General features: G+C 36.3%; 22 protein-coding genes. 19 read left to right on the forward strand and 3 right to left on the reverse strand.

The annotated features are described in order from the left end of the window. Positions 1-19: 19 nt before the first annotated feature. From nrfD to BOQ64_RS10115, 11 genes are all read left to right on the forward strand, one after another. The gene (gene nrfD / locus BOQ64_RS10065; RefSeq protein WP_068940796.1) at positions 20-1417 is read left to right on the forward strand and encodes an NrfD/PsrC family molybdoenzyme membrane anchor subunit; all 1398 of its coding nucleotides are present in this window, start codon (positions 20-22) and stop codon (positions 1415-1417) included. Next, positions 1404-1925: a DUF3341 domain-containing protein gene (locus tag BOQ64_RS10070; protein ID WP_045491790.1), complete on the forward strand. Its 522-nt coding sequence runs from the start codon at positions 1404-1406 to the stop codon at positions 1923-1925. Before nrfD ends, BOQ64_RS10070 begins: the two co-directional genes overlap by 14 nt. Position 1926: 1 nt before the next feature. Beyond that, on the forward strand, positions 1927-2610 hold the full coding sequence (locus BOQ64_RS10075; RefSeq protein WP_129057965.1) for a c-type cytochrome: 684 nt from the start codon (positions 1927-1929) through the stop codon (positions 2608-2610). Between the two features lie 8 nt (positions 2611-2618). Next, positions 2619-3950: a quinol:cytochrome C oxidoreductase gene (locus tag BOQ64_RS10080; RefSeq protein ID WP_129057966.1), complete on the forward strand. Its 1332-nt coding sequence runs from the start codon at positions 2619-2621 to the stop codon at positions 3948-3950. 157 nt (positions 3951-4107) lie between these two features. Beyond that, the gene (locus tag BOQ64_RS10085) at positions 4108-5313 is read left to right on the forward strand and encodes a hypothetical protein (protein ID WP_129057967.1); all 1206 of its coding nucleotides are present in this window, start codon (positions 4108-4110) and stop codon (positions 5311-5313) included. After that, positions 5314-5850 carry an adenine phosphoribosyltransferase gene (locus BOQ64_RS10090; protein ID WP_129057968.1) on the forward strand — a complete coding sequence of 179 codons (537 nt, stop codon included), beginning with the start codon at positions 5314-5316 and terminating at the stop codon, positions 5848-5850. Positions 5851-6009: 159 nt separating this feature from the next. Then, positions 6010-6717, forward strand: a complete 708-nt coding sequence (locus BOQ64_RS10095; RefSeq protein ID WP_129057969.1) for a tetratricopeptide repeat protein — start codon at positions 6010-6012, stop codon at positions 6715-6717. A 3-nt stretch (positions 6718-6720) separates the two neighbouring features. Next, positions 6721-7242, forward strand: a complete 522-nt coding sequence (gene ribH / locus BOQ64_RS10100) for a 6,7-dimethyl-8-ribityllumazine synthase (RefSeq protein WP_129057970.1) — start codon at positions 6721-6723, stop codon at positions 7240-7242. A gap of 213 nt (positions 7243-7455) precedes the next feature. Continuing rightward, positions 7456-9534, forward strand: coding sequence for an LTA synthase family protein (locus BOQ64_RS10105; protein WP_129057971.1), 2079 nt, complete (start codon positions 7456-7458; stop codon positions 9532-9534). Positions 9535-9677: 143 nt separating this feature from the next. Beyond that, positions 9678-10550 (forward strand): hypothetical protein, encoded by an 873-nt coding sequence (locus BOQ64_RS10110; RefSeq protein WP_129057972.1) that lies wholly within the window; start codon positions 9678-9680, stop codon positions 10548-10550. Positions 10551-10663: 113 nt separating this feature from the next. Further along, positions 10664-11527: a neutral zinc metallopeptidase gene (locus tag BOQ64_RS10115; RefSeq protein WP_129057973.1), complete on the forward strand. Its 864-nt coding sequence runs from the start codon at positions 10664-10666 to the stop codon at positions 11525-11527. A 112-nt stretch (positions 11528-11639) separates the two neighbouring features. Here the strand turns inward: BOQ64_RS10115 and BOQ64_RS10120 are convergent, their stop codons facing one another. Beyond that, complete coding sequence (locus tag BOQ64_RS10120; RefSeq protein WP_129057974.1) at positions 11640-12491, reverse strand: GLPGLI family protein; 852 nt, start codon at positions 12489-12491, stop codon at positions 11640-11642. A 146-nt stretch (positions 12492-12637) separates the two neighbouring features. Here BOQ64_RS10120 and BOQ64_RS10125 point away from each other — a divergent pair, with 146 nt between their 5' ends. The 5 genes from BOQ64_RS10125 to sufD all read left to right on the forward strand — a co-directional run bounded on the left by BOQ64_RS10125 (position 12638) and on the right by sufD (position 17229). Continuing rightward, positions 12638-12967 carry a HesB/IscA family protein gene (locus tag BOQ64_RS10125; protein WP_129057975.1) on the forward strand — a complete coding sequence of 110 codons (330 nt, stop codon included), beginning with the start codon at positions 12638-12640 and terminating at the stop codon, positions 12965-12967. Between the two features lie 67 nt (positions 12968-13034). After that, on the forward strand, positions 13035-14483 hold the full coding sequence (sufB, locus tag BOQ64_RS10130) for a Fe-S cluster assembly protein SufB (RefSeq protein WP_068940815.1): 1449 nt from the start codon (positions 13035-13037) through the stop codon (positions 14481-14483). A gap of 7 nt (positions 14484-14490) precedes the next feature. Further along, complete coding sequence (locus tag BOQ64_RS10135; protein ID WP_129057976.1) at positions 14491-14997, forward strand: GNAT family N-acetyltransferase; 507 nt, start codon at positions 14491-14493, stop codon at positions 14995-14997. An 18-nt stretch (positions 14998-15015) separates the two neighbouring features. Further along, positions 15016-15759: a Fe-S cluster assembly ATPase SufC gene (sufC, locus tag BOQ64_RS10140; protein WP_129057977.1), complete on the forward strand. Its 744-nt coding sequence runs from the start codon at positions 15016-15018 to the stop codon at positions 15757-15759. A 162-nt stretch (positions 15760-15921) separates the two neighbouring features. Then, on the forward strand, positions 15922-17229 hold the full coding sequence (sufD, locus tag BOQ64_RS10145; protein WP_129058080.1) for a Fe-S cluster assembly protein SufD: 1308 nt from the start codon (positions 15922-15924) through the stop codon (positions 17227-17229). Positions 17230-17297: 68 nt separating this feature from the next. Here sufD and BOQ64_RS10150 read toward each other — a convergent pair whose 3' ends face one another. Both BOQ64_RS10150 and BOQ64_RS10155 read right to left on the reverse strand, forming a co-directional pair. After that, positions 17298-18221: a DUF3078 domain-containing protein gene (locus BOQ64_RS10150; protein WP_129057978.1), complete on the reverse strand. Its 924-nt coding sequence runs from the start codon at positions 18219-18221 to the stop codon at positions 17298-17300. Positions 18222-18450: 229 nt separating this feature from the next. Continuing rightward, positions 18451-19377, reverse strand: coding sequence for a DUF3078 domain-containing protein (locus BOQ64_RS10155; RefSeq protein WP_129059705.1), 927 nt, complete (start codon positions 19375-19377; stop codon positions 18451-18453). A 248-nt stretch (positions 19378-19625) separates the two neighbouring features. On the opposite strand from BOQ64_RS10155, the gene BOQ64_RS10160 reads away from it, so the two are divergent. From BOQ64_RS10160 to gdhA, 3 genes are all read left to right on the forward strand, one after another. After that, positions 19626-20393, forward strand: a complete 768-nt coding sequence (locus BOQ64_RS10160) for a rhomboid family intramembrane serine protease (RefSeq protein ID WP_129057979.1) — start codon at positions 19626-19628, stop codon at positions 20391-20393. Positions 20394-20426: 33 nt separating this feature from the next. Then, the gene (gene dprA, locus BOQ64_RS10165) at positions 20427-21536 is read left to right on the forward strand and encodes a DNA-processing protein DprA (RefSeq protein WP_129057980.1); all 1110 of its coding nucleotides are present in this window, start codon (positions 20427-20429) and stop codon (positions 21534-21536) included. Positions 21537-21726: 190 nt separating this feature from the next. After that, positions 21727-23085 (forward strand): NADP-specific glutamate dehydrogenase, encoded by a 1359-nt coding sequence (gene gdhA, locus BOQ64_RS10170; protein WP_101238650.1) that lies wholly within the window; start codon positions 21727-21729, stop codon positions 23083-23085. Positions 23086-23163 lie beyond the last annotated feature (78 nt).

Genomic DNA, 23163 nt, shown 5'->3' on the forward strand with positions numbered 1-23163 from the left:
AATAATAAATAGGTAAAAAATGTCAGGACATTACGAAGCTCCGATAAGGGAACCTCTAATTATTGGTCACAAAACTTATCACGATATCACAGAAGATATTGCACGACCTATCGAAGAAAGAGCAGGTAAATTATGGTGGATCTCATTATATGCAGCCTTAGTTCTATTCATCTATGGATTCGGATGTATCGCTTATACTATCGGAACAGGTATTGGATCATGGGGGCTTAACAGAACTATTAACTGGGGTTGGGATATTACCAACTTCGTATGGTGGGTAGGTATTGGTCACGCCGGAACCTTAATCTCAGCGGTATTATTATTATTTAGACAGAGATGGAGAATGTCTGTAAACAGATCTGCAGAGGCGATGACGATCTTTGCGGTTGTACAGGCAGCAATCTTCCCTGTAATTCACATGGGTAGAGTTTGGGTTGGATACTGGGTATTCCCATTACCAAACCAGTTCGGTTCTCTTTGGGGGAACTTTAACTCTCCTCTACTTTGGGACGTATTTGCGATCTCTACGTATTTCTCAGTATCAACTGTATTCTGGTTCATGGGACTTATCCCTGACTTTGCAATGATCAGAGATAGAGCTAAGACTCCTTGGACTAAAAAGATTTATACATTCCTTGCATTCGGTTGGGGTGGTAAAGCAAAACACTGGCAAAGATTTGAAGAACTTTCTTTGGTTCTTGCAGGTTTAGCAACTCCACTTGTATTCTCGGTACACACAACCGTATCTTTTGACTTCGCGACTTCAGTAATTAAAGGATGGCACTCAACTATCTACCCTCCTTACTTCGTTGCTGGTGCGATCTTCTCAGGATTTGCAATGGTACAGACACTATTGTTAGTTGCTAGAAAAGTATGTCACTTAGAAGAATATATTACAATGTATCATATCGAAATTATGAACATCGTAATCGTTCTTACAGGTGGTATGGTAACTGTAGCTTATGCTACTGAATATTTCATCGGATGGTACTCAGGATCTAGATTTGAAGATTTCACATATCTTTCTCCAGGTGCTGCTGTAGGACCTTACTGGTGGGCATTCTGGTCATTGATCATCTGTAACCTTGTGGTTCCTGCTTCATTCTGGTTCAAAAGAGCAAGAACGAACATTATCTGGACATTCATTGTTGCTTTGATCATCAACATCGGTATGTGGTTTGAGCGTTTTGATATCATCGTTATCAACCTTTCTAGAGACTACTTACCAGGATCTTGGACAATGTTTAAACCAACGATCATTGATGTGGGTGTATACTTAGGAACTATCGGATTCTTCTCTGTATTATTCTTATTATACGCAAGAACATTCCCTGTAATTGCACAGGCTGAATTAAAATCGATTTTGAAAATCTCAGGTGAAACTTATAAAGCAAAAGAAGGAGATGAGCACCACTAAAATTGTATACGGACTTTATGCTGACGACGACGATTTAATGAACGGCGTTAAAGCATTCAACGATAAAGGAATCGCAATAAACGAGGTTTACACTCCGTTTCCGGTTCACGGACTAGACAAAGCTTTAGGGTTAAAGAAAACTAGAATTTCTGATGCCGCTTTCATCTATGCTTGTTATGGAGTTACTATTGGTGCTACAATAACTTGGTATGTGATGAATCATGACTGGCCTCAGAACATCGGTGGTAAACCTGCTTTTGACTGGGCACACAACATGCCTGCATTCGTAGTTCCAATGTTTGAATTAATGGTATTCTGTGCAGCTCACATGATGTCTTTAACTTTCTTGGTTAGAAACAAAATGTATCCAGGAGCTCCAGCTCAGAACCCAGATCCAAGAACTACTGATGATAAATTCATGATGGAATTCGTAACTGAAGATGTAGAATCTGTAAAGCAGTTGCTAATTGAAACTGGAGTTGAAGAAATAACTGTTAAAGACGCTTAAAATGAAAAAGAACGTATTAAGAATTACAGCAGTTTTAGGTTTAACAACAGTTTTACTTAACTCTTGCGGACCAAAGGAGAATACTCCGTTGGTATACTTCCCGGACATGTATTTTCCGGTAGCTTATGATCCATTGATGAAGGCTCAGGATGCGTATTCAGATCATGAAAATGAGATTCCTGCTTTTGTTAAAAATAATGGTGCAACAGGTCTTTCTCCAGTAGAAGGATCAGTTGCTCAAAATAAAGATGGAGTTTTTGAAGAAGGTTTAAAACCAAAAAATGTTGACGAGTACAACGCAGGTTATGACGCTTCTAAAAAACTTACAGCTTCTCCTCTGAACCCAGCTAATGCTGCTAAGGACCTTGAAAGAGGAAAAGTATTGTTCGACCATACTTGTGCTGCATGTCACGGAACAGGAGGTGATGGACAAGGACCAATTGTACAGTCTGGAGCATTCTCTGGAGTACCAAACTATGCTGATAGAGAACTTACAGTAGGGTCTGTTCATTATGTATTAACAAACGGTAGAAATGCCATGGGATCTTATGCGGGACAATTAAACGCAGGAGACAGATGGAGAGTAGCTATGTATGTGATGAGTGCTTTCAAAAAAGGAGCAGCACCGGCAGCAGCTACAGCGGCGGCACCAGCAACTGAAACGACTACCGAAACTAAAAAATAAGAAAAGAAATGTATAGTTTTTCACCAAAATTAAAATCAACTTCTATCATACTTCTTGTTGTAGGTTTAGTTCTGTTTGGTATTGGCTTCTTTATGAACAAAGGACTTTCTACTGAGCAAATAGAACACATGATGGAAGCTGTTCATGCTTCTGGACATGATGCTCCTACACACTCAAGTGAAATGGTTGGACCGCAGGATCATGCTGCTCACTTAGAGCACGCTACAATGCAGGTTCATAACCAGCCTTTAGCATCGCTACACTTTGTAGCAGTGTTCTTCTTTGGAGTAAGTTGTGCTGTATTGTTTTTTTACTGTATTCAGCATGCTGCCCACGCTGGTTGGCCAATTATTATTACAAGAGTAATGGAAGCTATCGCTTCTTATATTCCTTACGGAGGTGCTATTCTGGTTATTATGATGATTTTAAATATCACTCACAATGGCCACCTATTCCACTGGATGGATCCGGAATTAACGAATCCTGAATCTGCACACTTTGACGTAATTTTATTCGAAAAGAAAAGATTCTTAAATATTCCTTTCTATGCTATCAGAACGATCATTTATGTAGTAGGTGCTTCTTTCTTCGCATGGAAACTTAAAGCTCAGTCTAAAAAAGTAGATGAAACTAAATCTAAAGTTGAGTATCAAATGCTTTACAGATGGGCAGTAGGATATATTGCATTCTTCGGATTTGCTTCTGCTGCTTGGGCTTGGGACTGGTTGATGTCTATTGACCCTCACTGGTATTCTACAATGTATATCTGGTATTCAATGGTTAGCTGCCTTTCAAGTGGTATTGCTGTAATCATTCTATTAAGTGTTTATCTTAAGAAAAATGGTTTCTTACCACAGTTCAATGACAACCACTTACACGATTTAGGAGTTTTCCTTTTCGCTACAAGTATGCTTTGGACATATACATGGTTCGCTCAGTTCATGCTTTACTGGTATGCAAACGTTCCGGAAGAGGTTAACTACTTCTTCGGAAGATTCCAACACTATGGAACTACATTCTTACCAATGCTTGTTATTAACTTCTTATTACCACTATTGGTATTAGTAAGTAGCAGCATCAAGAGAAACTACAAAGTGGTTACCACAATGGCTGTAGTAGTTATCTTAGGACACCTTTTAGATTACTTCAACATGGTAATGCCGGGAACGGTAGGGCCATTCTGGAACACTCCTGAAGTATTCTTGTTAATCCTGGGAGCAGTTCTATTCGTAGCTGGACTATTTATGTTTACTGTACTTTCAGCTTTATCTAAACTGAAGTTGATCCCTACAGGAAACCCTTACTTACACGAATCTGAAATTTATGAGTATCCTTTCTAAGGGCTTATCATAAATGAAAATATAAAAGACTGATTGTTAAAACGATCAGTCTTTTTTTATACATTAGTTTTAAAATAATAGGATGAAAAGAACAAAACAAAAAATAAAATCTACTATTAATAAAGGTTTTAGTAAATTTGCAACAAACCAAATAAAAATGAAAAAGTTTTCTTTTCTACTTGTTTTCAGTCTGTTGCTTTTTACAGCATGCAAGAAAGATCATGTAGATGCTACGAATACTAAAACGCTGCAGTCAAGTATCAATGATATGACTTCCAGCCTACCTACCATTAAACAGATTAAGTTTAATGAAGCTCTTTATATCCTTAAAACATTTGGCGTGGAAGCTGATGGGGATGTGAATGAGCTAAAAGCTCTTGGAAAACTGATTAACGGGAAAAAAGTTCCTGAGATTATGACCTTAGCTGATGAAGTTGCACAGAAAAACGGAATCGAATGGGCCAGTTCTGCTCCACCTTCACTGGGTGAAATGAATATCTTCGGTGATGATAAAGCCAAAGAAAGTGATCCTAACGATGTAAAAGCAGGAGCACTGTCTATTGTAACAAGACCAACAGGAGATGATGGAAATGGTGCACCAACAGCCATTCAGATCGTACCAAGATTAGTAGATGCCGCTGGAAACCCAGTATCATTTACCGGTGCAGGTTTGGAAGCTACCTTAGAAGTATTCAGTAATGGAGTAAGACTTTCTACGGCTAAAAACCTGATGCAGGATAACAACTTTAAAGGATTCAACCTTAAGTTCTCTTCTATTCCAGCTTCAAAAGTGGTAGATAACAAAATTGATATCACCGTTTCTGTAAAAACAACAGCAAAGACATTCAAGATGTCTAAAATTGGATTGGATGTAAATGCAGCTGCTTTAAAAGTTCCTGCCGTTCCAAAAACAGATACAACAGCAGTACCACAACAGCCAAGTGCAGTAGTAGATCCGAATAATCCGGCAACCACTACTACACCAACAACTACAGAGCCTGGTACAGCAACTCCTGCAACACCAGCTGCACCAAAGCAGCCTACTGCAGATCCAAAAAATACAGTAAGTAAATTCCTGAGCAGCGTAAGTTCTCAGAACCTAAAAGCAGCTTATGATACATCCAATAACCCAAGTTGGGGAAGCTATGAGTCTTTCTCAAATCCTAATTCCGGTTTTGGAGCTGTAAAAAATGTAAGTGTGAAAAATATTACCACAAGTGCAACCAATGCAAATGGGGCAAGTGTAAACGCTACTTATGATGTAACAGATAAAAACGGAAAGACTACTTCATTAAAAGTAACTTTCGGACTTAAAAATGTAAACGGAGACTGGAAAATTTCCAGCTATAAAATCAATCCATAAATGGCTTCAGCAGAATTAATCAAAAGACTAGAAGATACAATTGAAAATATTCCAGACTTCCCTATTCCAGGGATTCAGTTTAAGGATATTTCGCCTATTTTTTTAGATCCTAAACTTTATGAAGATGTAATTGCAGACCTTGTTGCCAAAAGCAAAGGGAAAGTAGATGCAGTATGCGGGATAGAAAGCCGTGGTTATCTTTTTGGAATTGCGATTGCTGTAGCATTGGAAGTTCCTTTTATCTTAATCAGAAAAGCAGGAAAACTTCCACCACCCGTAATTTCAGAAAAATATGACCTGGAATATGGCAGTGCAATTATTGAAACCCGTGAAGGACAAATAAAGCCCGGACAAAGAGTTTTAATCCATGACGATCTTTTAGCAACAGGCGGAACAACGGAAGCCGCTGCCAAATTAGTAGAAAAACAGGGAGCAACTGTTGCTCAATTCAGTTTCCTGATCGGTTTAAAAGGCCTGAATGGGGATGAAAAACTAAAAAAGTTTGGTGCAGAGATCTACCACATTCTGGAATATTAATCTATACCAATAAAAAAAATTATGCTTCGTAAACTGTGTTTTCGAGGCATTTTTCTTATTAACAGTTGATAATTCATAACATTTATATAACAATGCTCTAAAAGTATTTTGTAAATCTCTAAGAAACAATTAAATTTGCAATTCAATTTTTAAAAACTTATGGCAAAATTGGGAAAGAATGCTCAGAACGAGCAAGAAGGTAAAGAAACGGTTGAGTTCTTCAAAGATCTTGACAGAGAGGCCTTAAACACTGAGAGATTTCTTGAAAAATATTCAAAACCTTTAGGGATTGTATTTGGAGTTTTAGTTTTAGGAGTTTTAGGATTCTTCGGATATAAGCAATTTGTAGTTGCTCCTAAAAATACTGAAGCCGTAAAAAGCTTCCTAGCTGCTCAGAAAAATCTTACAGAAAATAAAAATGCTGAAGCTTTAGGAGGAAAATCTGCTGCAAACCCAGGTTTCATCGGAACTTCTAACGAATATTCAGGAACAAGCATCGGTCAGTTATCTGCTTACAATGCTGGTTTATTGAAATTTAAAGAAGGAAAATTCCAGGAAGCTTACGATCTTTTAGATAAATTCTCTTCTGACAACAAAACGCTGATGGCAATGAAATACGGAGCTATGGCTGATGCAAAATCAGGATTGAACAAAAATGATGAAGCTTTATCATTACTAGACAAAGCAGCTACTGCTTCTGATGATCCTTATACTACTTATTTCTTCACAAGAAAAGCAGGTATTGTAGCTTTAGGATTAAAGAAAAATGCAGAAGCTAAAAAATACTTCTCTTCAATTGACGAGAAATATCAGGATTATGACAACGGAATGTCTGATTCTTACATTGAAATGACTAAATATTACTAAAAAATGGCAACAGTTAATCTTTCCGATTACAAGCCACTTCATATAACTAATGCCGAAGATTTTTCTATCGGCATTGTTTTTTCTGAGTGGAATGATTTTGTAACGTACAATCTTCGTGATGCAGCTTTGGAAATCCTTGAAAAAGAAGGAGTAAAATCAGAAAACATCAAACTTTTTCCTGTTCCGGGAGCCTTTGAATTAAGCTACGCAAGTATGCAGCTTTGCAAAGAAAGAAAATATGACGCTGTGATCTCTATCGGATGCGTAATCCGCGGAGAAACCCCTCACTTCGATTATGTTTGCTCTGCTGTAGCACAGGGAATTAAGGATTGTAACATCATGACAGATACTCCTACCATCTTCTGTGTTCTTACAGATGATACCAAAGAGCAATCTATTGCAAGAAGCGGTGGAGATCTTGGAAACAAAGGTGTAGAAGCAGCGGTTACCGCTTTAAGAATGATTGATTTCAAAAAGAAATTATCTGATAAAAAAGGAAACATCGGTTTTGGACACTCTTCTTAATCGTTGACATACTTTAACAATATATAGGGACTATTTTTTAATAGTCCTTTTTTGTTGGAAGATTTAAGAATAAAGGCAAATCCATTAAACATTCGTTTAAATTATGCTTCAAAATTCTTAAAATCTTATTAATAAATATCAGGTTTTGCTTTTTTTCACTTAAAAGTTGTATACAACAACTATCTTTGCGAAAATCGTATAGACCATAAATCCATGTTTCTAAAAAAAATAAAACCTTTCCTGTATTTAGGAGTTTTTTATCTGATTATTTCCTTGCTTATAAGGACAATATTCTTCTTCCATCCCATCACTACAGCCAGTTTCGGATTTTTTGAGATCATTAAAGTACTGTTTGTAGGTCTTATTAACGATATTTTTGTTTTTATCCTTGCCAGTGCTATCCTTGCCCTCTATTTCTTATTCCTATCCAATTCAAAATATAAAAAACCGTACGGATATATTATTTTTGGAGCCTTGGCTGCATTCTTCCTGTATATCTGGCTTATCCCAAACAATATTTTCAAGCAATACGGTGGTTCTGTAACAGAAATAGCCCTTTCTTTTGTAGGTGTAAAGACATTCCTGTTTGGATTAATGCTGTTCCTTCCTACCCAAAGAATCAAGATCCGTAATGTTTTATATTTTATCACATTACTGCTCTATGTACTGCTTATCATCTTTAATGGAGTAAGTGAATATTTCTTCTATAATGAATTCGGAGTACGCTATAACTTTATTGCAGTAGATTACTTAATATACACCAATGAAGTCATTGGAAATATCATGGAGAGCTACCCTGTAGTTCCTTTGTTTTCAGGGATCATGCTTGTTACATTAACGATTACATGGTTTATCTATAAAAAGACAAAAGATGAATTACTAGAGCTTCCCAACTTCAAACAGAAATTAATCTTACTGGGATCATTTGCTGTACTTTGTGCCATCAGCTTACTGACTCTTCCGTCATTAATGCAGATTAAATCTGACAATGTTTTTGCTGATGAAATTGAAGCCAACGGACTTCCTAAGTTTTACTGGGCTTTCACCCATAACGAACTTGACTATTTCCAGTTTTATTCACAGCTAGACCAAAAGCAGGCAGAGAAGAATTTCCTAAGCCAATATCCACAGCATACGCTCTCAAGAAATATTGTAGCAGAAAAGCCGGAACTTAAGAAAAATGTGGTATTAATCTCTATTGAAAGTCTTTCTGCAGAATTCCTTGAGCATTATGGAAATACACAGAAAATCACCCCATTCCTGGATAGTCTTGCTGATAAATCTCTGATGTTTACTAACCTTTATGCTACAGGAAACAGAACTGTGCGTGGACTGGAAGCTTTAACACTTTGTATTCCTCCCACTGCTGGAGAAAGTATTATCAAAAGAGATGATAATAAGAACAAATTCACTACTGGAAATGTATTCAAATCAAAAGGATATGATGTAAAATTCCTGTATGGTGGCTACAGCTACTTTGATAATATGCAGGATTTCTTCGGTGGAAACGGATATGATATTGTAGACAGAAACAACTTTAAACCAGAAGAAGTTACCTTTGCCAATGTTTGGGGTGTTGCAGATGAAGATATGGCCAGAAAAGCCATTCAGGTAATGAATGCTGAAGCAAAATCAGGAAAACCATTCTTCAACCACTGGATGACGGTTTCCAACCACAGACCTTTCACCTATCCTGATGGAAGAATTGATATTCCCGGAACTTCAAAATCCCGTGAAGGCGGTGTAAAATATACTGATTACTCTCTGAAACTGTTTTTTGATATGGCTAAAAAACAGGATTGGTATAAAAATACAGTCTTTGTTATCGTTTCAGACCATTGCGCTTCCAGTGCTGGAAAAACAGAACTTCCGATGGATAAATACAGAATTCCTGCAATGATTTTCTCAGAAGGATTTATCCAGCCACAGAAATTTGACACCCTGATGTCCCAGATTGACTTAATGCCTACCCTTTTCGGATTATTGAATTTCAATTATCAATCTAAGTTCTTAGGTCAGGATGTTTTCAAACCGGAATTCCAGCCTAAGGCCTATATTGCAACGTATCAGGATCTTGGTTTTGTAAAAGATAATCGCTTAACCATCATTTCTCCGGTTAAAAAAGCAAAACAATACTCTCTGGAACTGGAAAAAAGTGACCTTGCTCCGGAGTTTAAACTGTATTATGATGAAAAGCTATTAAAAAATACAGATCAAAAGCTTGTAAATGATGCTATTTCAGCTTATCAGTCAACTTCTTATTGGCTGAAAACCAAACAGCTTAACAGATAAGGTTAAGTCTCCTTCAACAGATATTTTAGCTATATTTGAAGGAAGAAAACATTAACCAAAAAACAAAAAGTTCAGGAAGAGAATTAAAGAACTGTGAATAAATAACAGTATTTAATAACTGATTGAGTTTTATACTTTAAAATATGAAGTATTCATTAATATATACGAGGTTGTTTTTCATCCTCGTATTTTTATTTTCGGGAGTAAAAGCCCAAACGCTTACCATTACCAATAATACCGATAGCCCAATCATTGTAAAAAATGGCAAAAAGGAAGTAACCCTCAATAATCGGGGTAAAAAAGAGTTTACTGAAACAGACAAAATCTCCATTACTATTCCTAATGATCTTAATCAAAATATTAATCTATTTCTTGAACCAACAGAAAAATTAAATATTGCTGTAGAAAAGGGCAATAAATTTGTTTACACAGGAGACCGGGCCAAACTTCATGAATATCTTAACGAAAAATTAAATATTGATACATTTGGCAAAATAAATACTTATGAACAAATAGGTCAGAAGAAGAATCACGGTGAACTGGAAAAAGTCTCAGAACTGCTCCTAATGGACGTTTTAAATAAAACCGGATTACCTAACATTGTTGTTTCTTCAGAAGATAAAATTTCAATCAGAAGATTAAAAAATTATATCAAGTACAACTGGCTTTATACCATATTTCCTACGCTTGATCGAGGAGAAACAAGCTTTAAAAAAGAAGTGATCAATTACTATTTCAAAAAATATATAGAAAAAGATATTCCTAAGTTCAGCTGTACAACTACTTTCCATTATAATGTCATTGAAATTTTAGCAAAAAATAAATCTTTATTACCTGCGGAACTTCCTACTTACCCTATTGTTGAGCATACCGATGATGATAACCTTAACAAGTATCTACCACAAAACTGTCAAAAACAATATTTTCAGGAGAAATACAACTATCTGGAACACATTAACGGACACAACAAGGAGTATTATAAAAAAGTTCTCAGAGAAAAGTTTAACGAAGAATAGAAAAAATGTTTCTTAAGGTTAATTATTCTCAAAGTAAAAATCTTTCAATCCTAACATTTTAATTATTGTAAGCTTTAATTTTATAAATTTACGGACACAAAAAAAGATTTATTATGAGATGGACAGACGACAGAGGCGGCAACGTTGATGATCGCCGTGGCTCCGGAGGCGGAGGCGGCGGTATGATTGTTGGCGGCGGACTCGGAACTTTAATTATAGCAGCTATTGTTTTCTTTTTAGGAGGTGATCCTTCAGGTATTTTAAATTCCGGCAGCATACAGTCTTCAGGCAATACAGGAGAAAAAAGAGAGCTTACTGCACAGGAAAAACAGATTGGGGAAATGGTTGACATGATGTCCGGATGGAATACCCTAACCTGGGATCAGATTTTCAAAGAGAATGGAATGACTTTTTCCGAGCCTAGAATTGTACTTTTCGAAAACACAACCAGCTCCGGATGTGGTACCGCTCAATCTGCCATGGGACCATTTTATTGCCCTGCTGATCAGAAAATCTATATGGACATGGAGTTTTTCGGTGAGCTTCAACAAAGATTTGGAGCTAAAGTCACTGAATTTACCGTAGCCTATGTTCTTGCTCATGAAATGGGACATCACGTACAAACTCTTCTGGGGACTACCCAAAAAGTAGATGCCTTGAGAAGAAGCGGAAGATATTCTGAGGCTGAAATGAACAGAGTATCTGTAGCCACAGAACTACAGGCAGATTTTTACGCCGGAGTTTGGGCTAAACGTACTGATGAGTCCAGAAAAATTCTTGAACCTGGAGATATTCAGTCTGCAATAGAGGCTGCAGAAGCTGTAGGTGATGATAATATCCAAAAAAGAGGACAGGGATATGTAAATCAGGAAAGTTTTACCCACGGATCATCTGCTCAGCGTAAAGAATGGTTTATGAAAGGATATAACACCGGAGATATCAGACAGGGAGATACTTTCAACCAACTTTTGAAATAAAAATAGACTTAATATTATAAAATAATCGCCAGTGAAAATCTTCACTGGCGATTTTGTTTCTTCTATCTTACTTCTTTAAACCCAGCAGGTTCATTGAGAACACACCTTTAATTTATTGTAATTCAATTGGATTACTATTCTTTTTAGCTTCTTCTTTCACTCTTTCTTCCATTCTCTTTCTCATTTCAGCAGGATCCTGATTTCCGCCCCCGCCGGGACCTCTTCCCCCCCCTATTCTCATTGGAGCAGATATTCCTCCACCTCCTTGAGTCATAAACGACATAGGGTCTGTTTTAAACTTTTGCTGTTGCTTCAGATAATCACTCCTTTTTACTTTTAAAGTATTTCCAAACTGGTTTAAAGCTGGAAGTTCTGCAATCTTATAGTTCTTCATCAGATCAAAGGAATAATCTCCTTTTTCATCCTCAATTTTTACAATAAGGCCAGGAAGACCATTAAATTTATAAGGTCCATCCTGATAAGGCAGATCTGTAGTAAACCAGGCAGTCCATTTTCTTCCTGCAAAATCTGTTTCCGCTTTCTGAACCTTATACTCTCCTATTTTTCTTGTTTCTGAAGAAATTTTCCAGTTCAAAGGTCTATCTTCCTCATACGAGTAAACGTCTCGTCCTATTCTGTCTTTAAAATAAGTTTTTTGATTCGCTTTATCTTTTTCTACAGAATAATTAATATTGGATCTTAAACTTTCCATCTGATCCCTGTTAATATTTCCTCTTCCGCCACCACCCTGAAAGGCTTTCTGCATGATAGAATCTCTTTTAATTCTGTTTTCAGAATAAAAAACAGATTTATCCTGAGAAATATCAAGATATGCATTTTCAGTTTTTATATCTGCTTTATTTTCAGCATCTGGCTTCATCGTTACCTGATATACAAATCGGTTCGTTTGTGCAGAAACCTGCTGTATAAACAGTGCCAGAGCAATAATGCCTATTCTTTTCATATTCAAGTTAATTTATGTTTTGGATTTCAAAACATTACCAAGGTTAAACTCATCAATGATAAAAATCGATAAAATAAAAATGCTGATTTTTATATCCTGATTTTTGTTCGTATTTTTGCGTCATTAAATCATTCTAAATAAATACAATGATAAAAGTATCAGACTATGCAAAGGAGAAAGCCATCCAACTTATGACGGAAGATGGTTTTAACCCTGCTGAAGATTATATAAGAGTTGGGGTGAAAAGCGGCGGATGCTCTGGTTTAGAGTATGTTTTGAAGTTCGACAACCAAAAAACAGACACAGATCAGATTTTTGAAGATAATGGTATTAAAATTATTATAGATAAAAAATCCATCCTTTATTTAGCAGGAACTACTCTTGAATATTCAGGAGGATTGAACGGAAAAGGGTTTGTATTTAACAACCCGAACGCATCCAGAACATGTGGATGTGGAGAATCATTTAGTCTTTAGAGAAAAGACATAAGATCCTAGACATCAGAAAAATATGAGGTCTAAATCTGAAATCTAAAAAATTATAATGAGTAAATATACTGAAGACGATTTAAGAGTCGATCTAGAAAATAAAAAATATGAATTCGGTTGGGAAACCAAAATTGATTATGAAGATTTCCCGATTGGTTTAAATGAGGATATCATCCGTGCCATCTCCGCTAAAAAAGAGGAGCCGGAATGGATGACTGAATGGCGTCTGGAATCTTTTAAAATCTGGTTAAAAATGGTAGAGCCTAATTGGGCTAATATCAAATATGAAAAACCTGATTTTCAAGCAATCCGTTACTACGCTGCTCCAAAGGCAAAACCGGAATTAGAAAGCCTTGATCAGGTAGATCCTGAATTACTGAAGACTTTCGAAAAGCTAGGAATTAATATTGAGGAGCAAAAAAGACTTTCAGGAGTTGCTGTAGATATCGTAATAGATTCAGTTTCTGTGAAAACTACTTTCCAGGATACATTGGCAGAAAAAGGAATTATTTTCTGTTCAATCTCTGAAGCTATTAAAAACCACCCAGATTTAGTAAGAAAATATCTTGGAAAAGTTGTTCCAAGAGGAGATAACTTTTATGCAGCATTAAACTCCGCAGTATTCTCTGACGGAAGTTTCTGCTATATTCCTAAAGGCGTAAAATGTCCAATGGAACTTTCCACTTACTTCCGTATCAACCAGGCAGGAACAGGTCAGTTTGAAAGAACCCTTGTGATTGCAGACGAAGGAAGTTACGTTTCTTACCTTGAAGGATGTACTGCTCCGTCAAGAGATGAGAACCAGCTTCACGCTGCGGTAGTGGAATTAATTGCACTAGACAACGCTGAAATTAAATATTCTACTGTACAGAACTGGTACCCAGGAAATGAAGAAGGAAAAGGAGGAGTATTCAACTTTGTAACGAAGAGAGGTCTTTGCGAAAGAAATGCAAAAATCTCATGGACACAGGTTGAAACAGGTTCTGCTGTAACATGGAAATATCCATCTTGTATTCTGAAAGGAGATAATTCAATCGGAGAGTTCTACTCTATCGCTGTAACAAACAATCACCAATATGCAGATACAGGTACAAAAATGATCCACATTGGAAAAAATACCAAGTCAACGATCATTTCAAAAGGTATTTCTGCAGGAAAATCTCAAAACTCATACAGAGGACAGGTAAAAGTAATGCCTTCTGCAAAAGGAGCAAGAAACTTCTCTCAGTGTGACTCTTTATTGATGGGTAATGAATGTGGCGCACACACGTTCCCCTATATTGAAATTAAAGATCCTACTGCACAGTTGGAGCATGAAGCTACAACTTCAAAAATTGGAGAAGATCAGATTTTCTACTGTAACCAGAGAGGTATTGATACAGAAAGAGCCATTGCTTTGATCGTAAACGGTTTCAGCAAAGAGGTTCTTAATAAACTTCCAATGGAGTTTGCTATTGAAGCACAGAAATTACTTGAGATTTCATTAGAAGGATCAGTAGGATAAAAAAGAAATGATAGCTACAGAAAGATTAATTTTAAGAAAACCTGCAAAAGAAGATTTTGAAAGTTTCTTTGAAATTAATCATGACCCTGAAACCAATATTCATAATCCAAGCGGACCCATGAGTTTTGAAAAAGCAGAAAGTACATTTACAAGAATGCTTGATCACTGGGATAACCATCATTTTGGAAGCTGGGCCATTACTGAAAAGGAAAACCCTGAAAATATAATAGGTTTTGGAGGACTGAGCTACAGACTCTACGGAGAAGAAGAAAAATTGAATTTAGGCTATCGTTTTGCTTCCCAGGCATGGGGGAAAGGATATGCCACAGAATTCACAAAGAAAGCTATAGACTTTGGGTTTAATGAGGACAATAAAGAAGAAATATTCGCCATTGTCCGTCCCGGTAATATAGCTTCTGTTAAAGTTTTGGAAAAGGCAGGTATGACCAAAATTGGGACCCTTAATGATGTTCCCGGTCAACCTGAAAGTTTAGTATATAGAATTCAAAAATAATTTGTTTAAGCAAATAAAATGTTAGAAATTAAAAACCTTCACGCCAAAATTGAAGATGGCGCAGAAATATTAAAAGGGATTAACCTTGAAATAAAACCAGGAGAAGTTCACGCTATTATGGGGCCAAACGGAGCTGGTAAGTCTACCCTTTCTTCTGTAATCGCAGGAAAAGAGGATTACGAAGTGACAGGTGGAGAAATTATTTTCCAGGGAGAAGACATCATTGAAGATGCTCCTGAAGACAGAGCACACAAAGGAATCTTCCTATCTTTTCAGTATCCAGTGGAAATTCCGGGAGTTTCTGTAACAAACTTCATCAAAGCTGCTTTAAACGAAACAAGAAAAGCAAACGGATTGGCAGAAATGCCAGCAAAAGAAATGCTTGCATTAATCCGTGAAAAATCTGAAAAATTAGGCATTAAAAAAGATTTCCTTTCAAGATCACTGAACGAAGGATTCTCCGGAGGTGAGAAGAAAAGAAATGAGATCTTCCAAATGATGATGCTTGATCCTAAATTAGCTATTCTTGATGAAACAGATTCAGGATTAGACATCGATGCTCTAAGAATTGTTGCAGACGGTGTAAATGCTTTTAAAAATGAAGGAAATGCAGTTCTTTTGATTACGCACTATCAAAGATTGCTTAACTATATTCAACCTGACTTCGTTCACGTTTTAGCTAACGGAAAAATCATCAAAACAGGTGATAAATCTTTAGCATTAGAGCTTGAAGAAAAAGGGTACGACTGGCTTCTTAACTAATAAGAAGCAGTATTTCAGAGATTAAAAATTTTCGCGGTCATTCATAAACGTAGCAAAAAAGAATCTCTAATATTAAAAATTGGATTACCTATTCCTCGGAATAGCAATATTTTTAGTTCAAAATAAAAAGATAAAATGGTGCAAACCACAGATATACCAGTAATGGCATTAAAAGAACAAATCATCGAAAACCATAATGAGTTTTTGGAGAGCCTTCGTCACAGATTTCTGGATGATGATAGAAAAGCTGCTCTTCAGAAGTTTGAAAACATTGGTTTTCCGACAAAAAAAGACGAAGAATATAAATATACCAATCTAAAGGAGATCACGGAAAAAAGCTACAACTTCTTCCCGAAAGAAAACCACAATATCACTAAAGAACAGTTTGATGAACTGCACCTTGGAGAAGAAAATTTTGATTGGATTGTTTTCGTAAACGGTAAACTTCATAAAGAACTTTCAAAAGTTTCTATTGAAAATGTAGAGTTCCTTTCATTCAACTATGCATTGAATGATGACAAACATAAAGAGGTATTTGAAAAATATTTCAACACAATTGCTTCCAAAGATTTAGCTTTCACCAACTTAAACCTTGCGTACTGCAAATATGGTTTCTTTTTGAAGGTTCCTAAAAATGTAGTGATTGAAAAGCCAATTCATGTTTTCTACATTTCTCAGAATCAGGACGAAAATACATTCTACAATACAAGAAATTTATTAATCGTAGAAGAAGGTGCTAAAGTTGAGGTTATTGAAAGCCATCACAATTTTGATGACACTTATGTGTTCACCAATTCTGTGACGGAAATCTTTACTTATCCAAATGCAAAAGCAGACTGGCACAAACTTCAGAACGATAACAATACTTCTTACCTTGTAGACAACACCTTTGCTAGACAAGAGAAAGACAGCTTAACCACTGTAAATACATTCTCTTTCGGAGGTAAGCTGGTAAGAAATAACCTTGATTTTATTCAGAATGGATCCAATATCAATTCATTCATGAACGGGATCACAATTATCGGAAAAGATCAGTTGGTAGATCACCACACAGCGGTTCACCATAACTTCCCTAACTGTGAAAGTTACCAGAACTACAAAGGAATCTTTGATGGCAATGCTCACGGAGTGTTCAACGGAAAAGTTTTTGTTGATAAAATTGCTCAGAAGACTAATGCTTACCAGCAGAACAACAATGTACTGCTAAGCGAGGGAGCAAGTATTGATACTAAACCTCAGTTGGAGATCTTTGCAGATGATGTAAAATGTTCTCACGGATGTACAGTAGGTCAGCTTAATGAAGATGCCCTATTCTATCTAAGAGCCAGAGGAATTTCTAAAAAAGAAGCTCAGGCATTACTTTTATATGCATTTGCGAATGATGCAATGCAGAACATCGATATTGAGCCTCTTAAAGAAAAGATTTCAAAGCTTTTAGCTGAGAAATTAGAAGTAGATATAGAATTCTAATCGATATATATTGATACATAAAAAGCACTTCGTTTTGAAGTGCTTTTTTATTGCTTTCTATTCTGAAATTATTTTTTCAGCCAGCTTTGATTATCTTTATTTTCTGAACGTTTCTTCCCGTTATCAAAATTATATGCTAATCCAACACCCAGAGTTTGCTTCAGCTGGGTTTTCCATATTTGGTTGTGATCATATAACAGATCCAGCGTTACATTCGTAGAAATATATTTATTAATTTTCATGCTTAAAACACCGCTATAGCCAAGAACTAATCTTTCCGGATGATCCAGATAGTTTGAGAACACAGAGGCTGTGTTAAGCAAAGTAATGTTCTCCATAATTTTCAGCTTATACATTGCTGTTCCCAGGAAACCGAACTGGAAAAGAGAAGAATCTCCATCATTTTTAAGTCCGTAGGTTCCTGCTTTTTGAAGATCTTTATCTAACACAAAAGTCCATCTGGCATTTGCCGGACGCAATGTCACTGTAAGATTGTCATTTGGACGGTAAGTAACCCCTGCTCCAAGGCTTAAATAACCTGGTGCCATAAAGTTTGAGATTTTCTTTGCATCAGGATTGTTACCATCTTCATAACCGGGCGCAAACTGAGTCTGAAGACCGGCACCTGCAGAAATATACCAATGTTTAGCAAACTCTCTACCATAGTTTGTAGACAGGTTGATAACATCCTGAGTTTTTCTTACTCCGGTACCTTGCGTGTTGTTTTGTCCGTAACCAAGAATAATAATGTTTTCCCAAAGGTCTTTCCCTTTTTCATAAGTAAGGTTGTAATTGACACCGGCAAGCCATCCTACGTTGTTGGCTCCACCACCAACCCAGTTTGAAAAGGCAGCCTGATTAAGCATTAAAGTATTTTGTCCCTGGATAGACCAGGCCTTAACAGTATCTGTTGCAGGAGCATCAGTTTTTGTTTCCTGAGCCATGGCCATAGCTCCAAAAGAAATGGAAGCGATCAATAAAACTTTTTTCATAATTAACGATTTACTACAAATGTATAAATAATAATTTACGCCAAGATAAAACTCACTTTAAATTGAATTGAACCCAATCAGAATTTCCTTTATAACACAATGAAAATAAAACACATAAACAACCACTCCTAACACTACGAACTTAAAGCAACTTAAAACCTAATCCTTTGAAATCAAAAAAAGCACCTCATTTCTGAAATGCTTTTATAATTAAATTATTATTGCTGATTTATTTTTTAATCCACCACTGGCTGTCTTTACGATCGGAGCGTTTTACTCCGTTTTCAAGTGTATAGGCAAATCCAATTCCCAATGTTTGTTTTAGCTGTGTTTTTTCAATCTGATTATGATCATACAACAAATCCAGTGAAATATTGGATGAGATATACTTGTTAACCTTAAGATTCAGAAGTGCTCCATAAGCAAGCACCAATCTATCAGGACGATCCAAGTAATTGGAAAAGACTGAAGCCGTATTGGTTAAGTGAATATCTTCCATGATCTTAAGCTTATACATTGCCGTTCCAAGGAAACCGAATTGTAATAATGAAGTAGCGCCATCTGTTTTTAAACCGTAGTTCCCGGCAAGTTGAAGTTCCTTATCCAGTACAAATGTCCATCTGGCGTTGGTAGGGCGCAAAGTTACCGTTAAGTCATCATTTGGCCTGTAAGTGATACCCATCCCGACGTTCAGATACCCCGGAGCCATAAAATTTGAGATTTTTTTAGCTTCCGGATTATTGCCGTCTTCATATCCAGGAGCAAACTGAGACTGTAATCCTGCACCTAACGAGAAATACCAGCTTTTGGAAAATTTCCGCCCATAGTTGGTAGAAACATTAATGACATCCTGGGTTTTTCTTATTCCCAGCCCTTTAGTATCATTCTGCCCATAACCAAGGACAATAATATTCTCCCAAAGATCTTTATCTTTTTCATAGGTAATATTATAATTGGCACCGGCAAGCCAACCAACGTTATTGGCTCCCCCACCTACCCAATTGGAGAAGGCCGCCTGATTAATCATTACTGTATTTTTTCCTAATACTGACCAGTATTTCACAGTGTCTGTCACTACTGAATCTTTTTTCAATTCTTCTTGTGCACTTGCATAAATCCCCATAAATATGGAAAGAATCAATAAAAACTTCTTCATTACTCTAAATAATTTTCAATGCAAAAATATTAATATAATTTTTTTAAAAGGTAAATTTACCCTTAAACAATATACTTTTTCTTATTTCAAACTACTGACAACAAAATACTTCAATCAAATCAAGCCAAAATAATCAGGTCAAAAGTTAAATTTGATACCTTTTGTCTTAAAATCAGGCGGATATAAACCGTTTCATCGCCAAATTTTCCGAAATTTATCCTTGGCTTTTGATTTGACGTACAATCTTCATGTTTAAAAATGTAATTTCCAAAAGAGCGATTATATACCCTTTGCTGATGCTATCTGCAATGTGGTTCGGTTATTTTTTACAAATGAACGGCTTTTTTGGAAGTTGCTTCGGAGCCATTATTCCCCTTGTCCCCGAAGGGCTCTTGGGGATAGTAACTTCTCCTCTTTTACATGGAAATATAGATCATATCATAGGAAACTCTATTCCTATAGCTGCACTAATGTTTCTATTATATCAATTCTATCCGTTGGTTGCCAATAAGGTTTTCTTTATCGGATGGATTGCAACAGGACTTCTTGTATGGCTACTTCCTCCTATTGACATCATGACCGGTGAATATATGTACACCTGTACCATTGGAGCCAGTGGTGTAGTGTATGTACTCGCCTTTTTCCTTTTCTTCAGTGGTGTTTTCAAGTGGAATATGAAACTTCTGACTATTTCTTTACTTGTTGTCTTATATTACGGAAGTCTGGTATGGGGAATGCTTCCTGAAGAGCTCTTCTATAATATGCAGGAACCGAGTAAAATCTCCTGGCAGGCCCATCTTTCCGGAGCTATTGTAGGAAGTATCATTGCTTTTGCTTTTAAAAATGTTGGGGAGAAAAAGAAAAAATTCATCTGGGAATACCCTAATTATTACAGTGAGAAGGATGATAAACTATGGCAGGAATACAAAGAAAATCACCCCGAAGATTTTATGGAACTTCCCTATAAAAAAAGAGATGACATCTGGGATCATTTGGATGAATTAAGAAGAAAATAAAACTTATTTCATTACATTTGATAAAAAACACACATGATCTCCGAAGAATATTTATATGCCATCGCTTTACGTGAAAGCAGCCAGATTGGTGATATCAATTTCCATAAACTTGTAAGAACCTTTGGAAGTGCAGAAAATGCATGGAAAAAAGCAAAGAGAGAATATAAAAAACTGGAGGGTATAGGACCCAAAACAGTTGCTGATATTGGGAATGAAAATCATCTGAAATTAGCAGAAAAAGAACTTAAATTCTGCGAAAAAAACAATATTCAAATCAAATTAAAGCATCTTAATGAGTCTCCTGCTCTTCTTAGTGAGTGCATAGATGCTCCTTCCATCCTCTATCAAAAAGGAAGCATTGATGAATCCCTTCAAAAAGTAAGTATTGTTGGAACCCGTAATATGACACCTTACGGAAAACAGTTTATCGGAGATTTCTTTGAAGCGACCCAATCTGCAAAATATGTTTCTGTAAGTGGCCTTGCATTAGGAGTAGATAAAGAAACTCATGAGCAGTCTATCCGATATAAAAAACCAACAGTAGCAGTTCTTGCCCATGGTTTTGAGTTCTTATATCCTGCTAAAAACAGAAAACTATCTGAGAAAATTCTTCAGGAAGGAGGTATTTTATTAACAGAATTCAATTCTACAAGAAAACCAGATCGTGAAAATTTCATTCAGCGAAATAGAATTATAGCAGGGCTCTCCCCAGCAACCATCGTTATAGAAACCGGATTTGGTGGTGGTTCTGTAAGTACAGCAACATTTGCGAATGATTATAACAGAGACGTTTTTGCTCTTCCTGGGAAAATCACAGATATTCATAGCCAAGGCTGTAATCAATTGATTCTGCATAACAAAGCAACGGCTATTTCTACGATAAAAGATCTCATAAACATGTTAGGTTTCAATAATCCAAAAGAAAAAATTGCTGAGCTTTTCCCTTACAGCGAAACAACAATACAGTTAACTGATAATCAAGAAATTATTCATCAATTCATCAAACAGAATCCTCAAATTTCTCTGGATGATCTTGCCCAGAAAACAGACCTTTCTTCTCACAAAATTTTACCGATAATTTTAGAATTAGAACTTTTGGGGAAAGTAAAATCATTTTCCGGGAGACAATTTATCGCAATTTAAGAATTAACGATTTCTTAATACTGCATTATTTCATACATAACATTTAATTTTTAATAATTTTTAATCACAAATTATCAATTTAATAATATTTCAAAACATTATTATTTAATTTTTAACAATGTTAAAATAGAGTGTTGTGAATCTTGAAAAAAAAATTAAATTTGTTGACAATAATATTCAACCTTAATATATGGAACAATATAATATTGACCAGAAAATCCAAGAGTTTATTGCAAAAATTGAAGCAAAAAATCCTAACGAACCGGAATTCTTACAGGCTGTAAAAGAAGTTGCCGTAACTGTAATTCCATTCATTGCTACGAGAAAAGAATATAACGGAATGAAGCTGCTTGAAAGAATGGCTGAAGCTGAAAGAATTATTATCTTCAGAGTTCCATGGGTTGACGATAAAGGAGAAATTCAGGTTAACAGAGGTTTCAGAATCCAAATGAACTCTGCGATTGGACCATACAAAGGAGGAATCCGTTTCCACCCTACTGTAAACTTATCAGTTCTTAAGTTCTTAGCTTTCGAACAAGTGTTTAAAAACTCTTTAACTACTCTTCCAATGGGTGGTGGTAAAGGAGGTTCAGATTTTGATCCGCAAGGAAAATCTGATATGGAAGTAATGCGTTTCTGCCAGGCTTTCATGACTGAATTATGTAAGCACATCGGTCCTGAGACAGATGTACCTGCAGGAGATATCGGTGTAGGAGCTAGAGAAATTGGTTACCTATTCGGACAATACAAGAAAATCAGAAACGAATTTACAGGAGTTCTTACAGGAAAAGGACTTGCTTACGGAGGTTCATTAATCCGTCCTGAAGCTACAGGATACGGAGTTGTATACTTCGCTGAGCAGATGCTTAAGACTATCGGACAGAATTTCCAAGGGAAAACAGTAACGGTATCAGGTTTCGGAAACGTAGCTTGGGGTGTTATCAAGAAAGCAACTGAGCTTGGAGCAAAAGTTGTAACACTTTCTGGTCCTGACGGATATGTTTATGATAAAGACGGTATCAGCGGAGAAAAAATTGATTATTTATTAGAACTTAGAGCTTCTGGAAACAACAGAGCTGAGGACTATGTTAAAAAATATCCATCTGCTGAATTCCACGCTGGAAAACGTCCTTGGGAAGTGAAGTGTGACGTAGCATTCCCTTCTGCAACTCAAAACGAATTAGATTTAGATGATGCAAGAAAATTAGTTGAAAATGGATGTCTTTGTGTAACTGAAGCAGCTAACATGCCTTCTACATTAGACGCTATCAACTATTTCTTAGACAATAAAGTATTATTCTCTCCTGGTAAAGCTTCCAACGCTGGAGGTGTTGCAACTTCAGGATTAGAAATGACTCAGAACTCTATCCGTCTTAACTGGACTTCTGAAGAAGTTGACGCAAGATTAAAGGAAATCATGATCGGTATCCACAAAGCTTGTAGAGATTACGGAAAAGACGAAGACGGTTATGTAAACTACGTAAAAGGTGCAAATATTGCAGGCTTCGTAAAAGTAGCAGAAGCAATGTTAGCTCAAGGAGTGGTGTAAAAAATAATAAAGGTTGGGATAAACTCCCGACCTTTTTTGATATAGCCTGTTCCCGGGATAATGGGAAAAAAGTAAAAA

It is taken from the genome of Chryseobacterium sp. CH25 (assembly GCF_004119455.1).
In the GTDB taxonomy this organism is placed as follows: domain Bacteria; phylum Bacteroidota; class Bacteroidia; order Flavobacteriales; family Weeksellaceae; genus Chryseobacterium.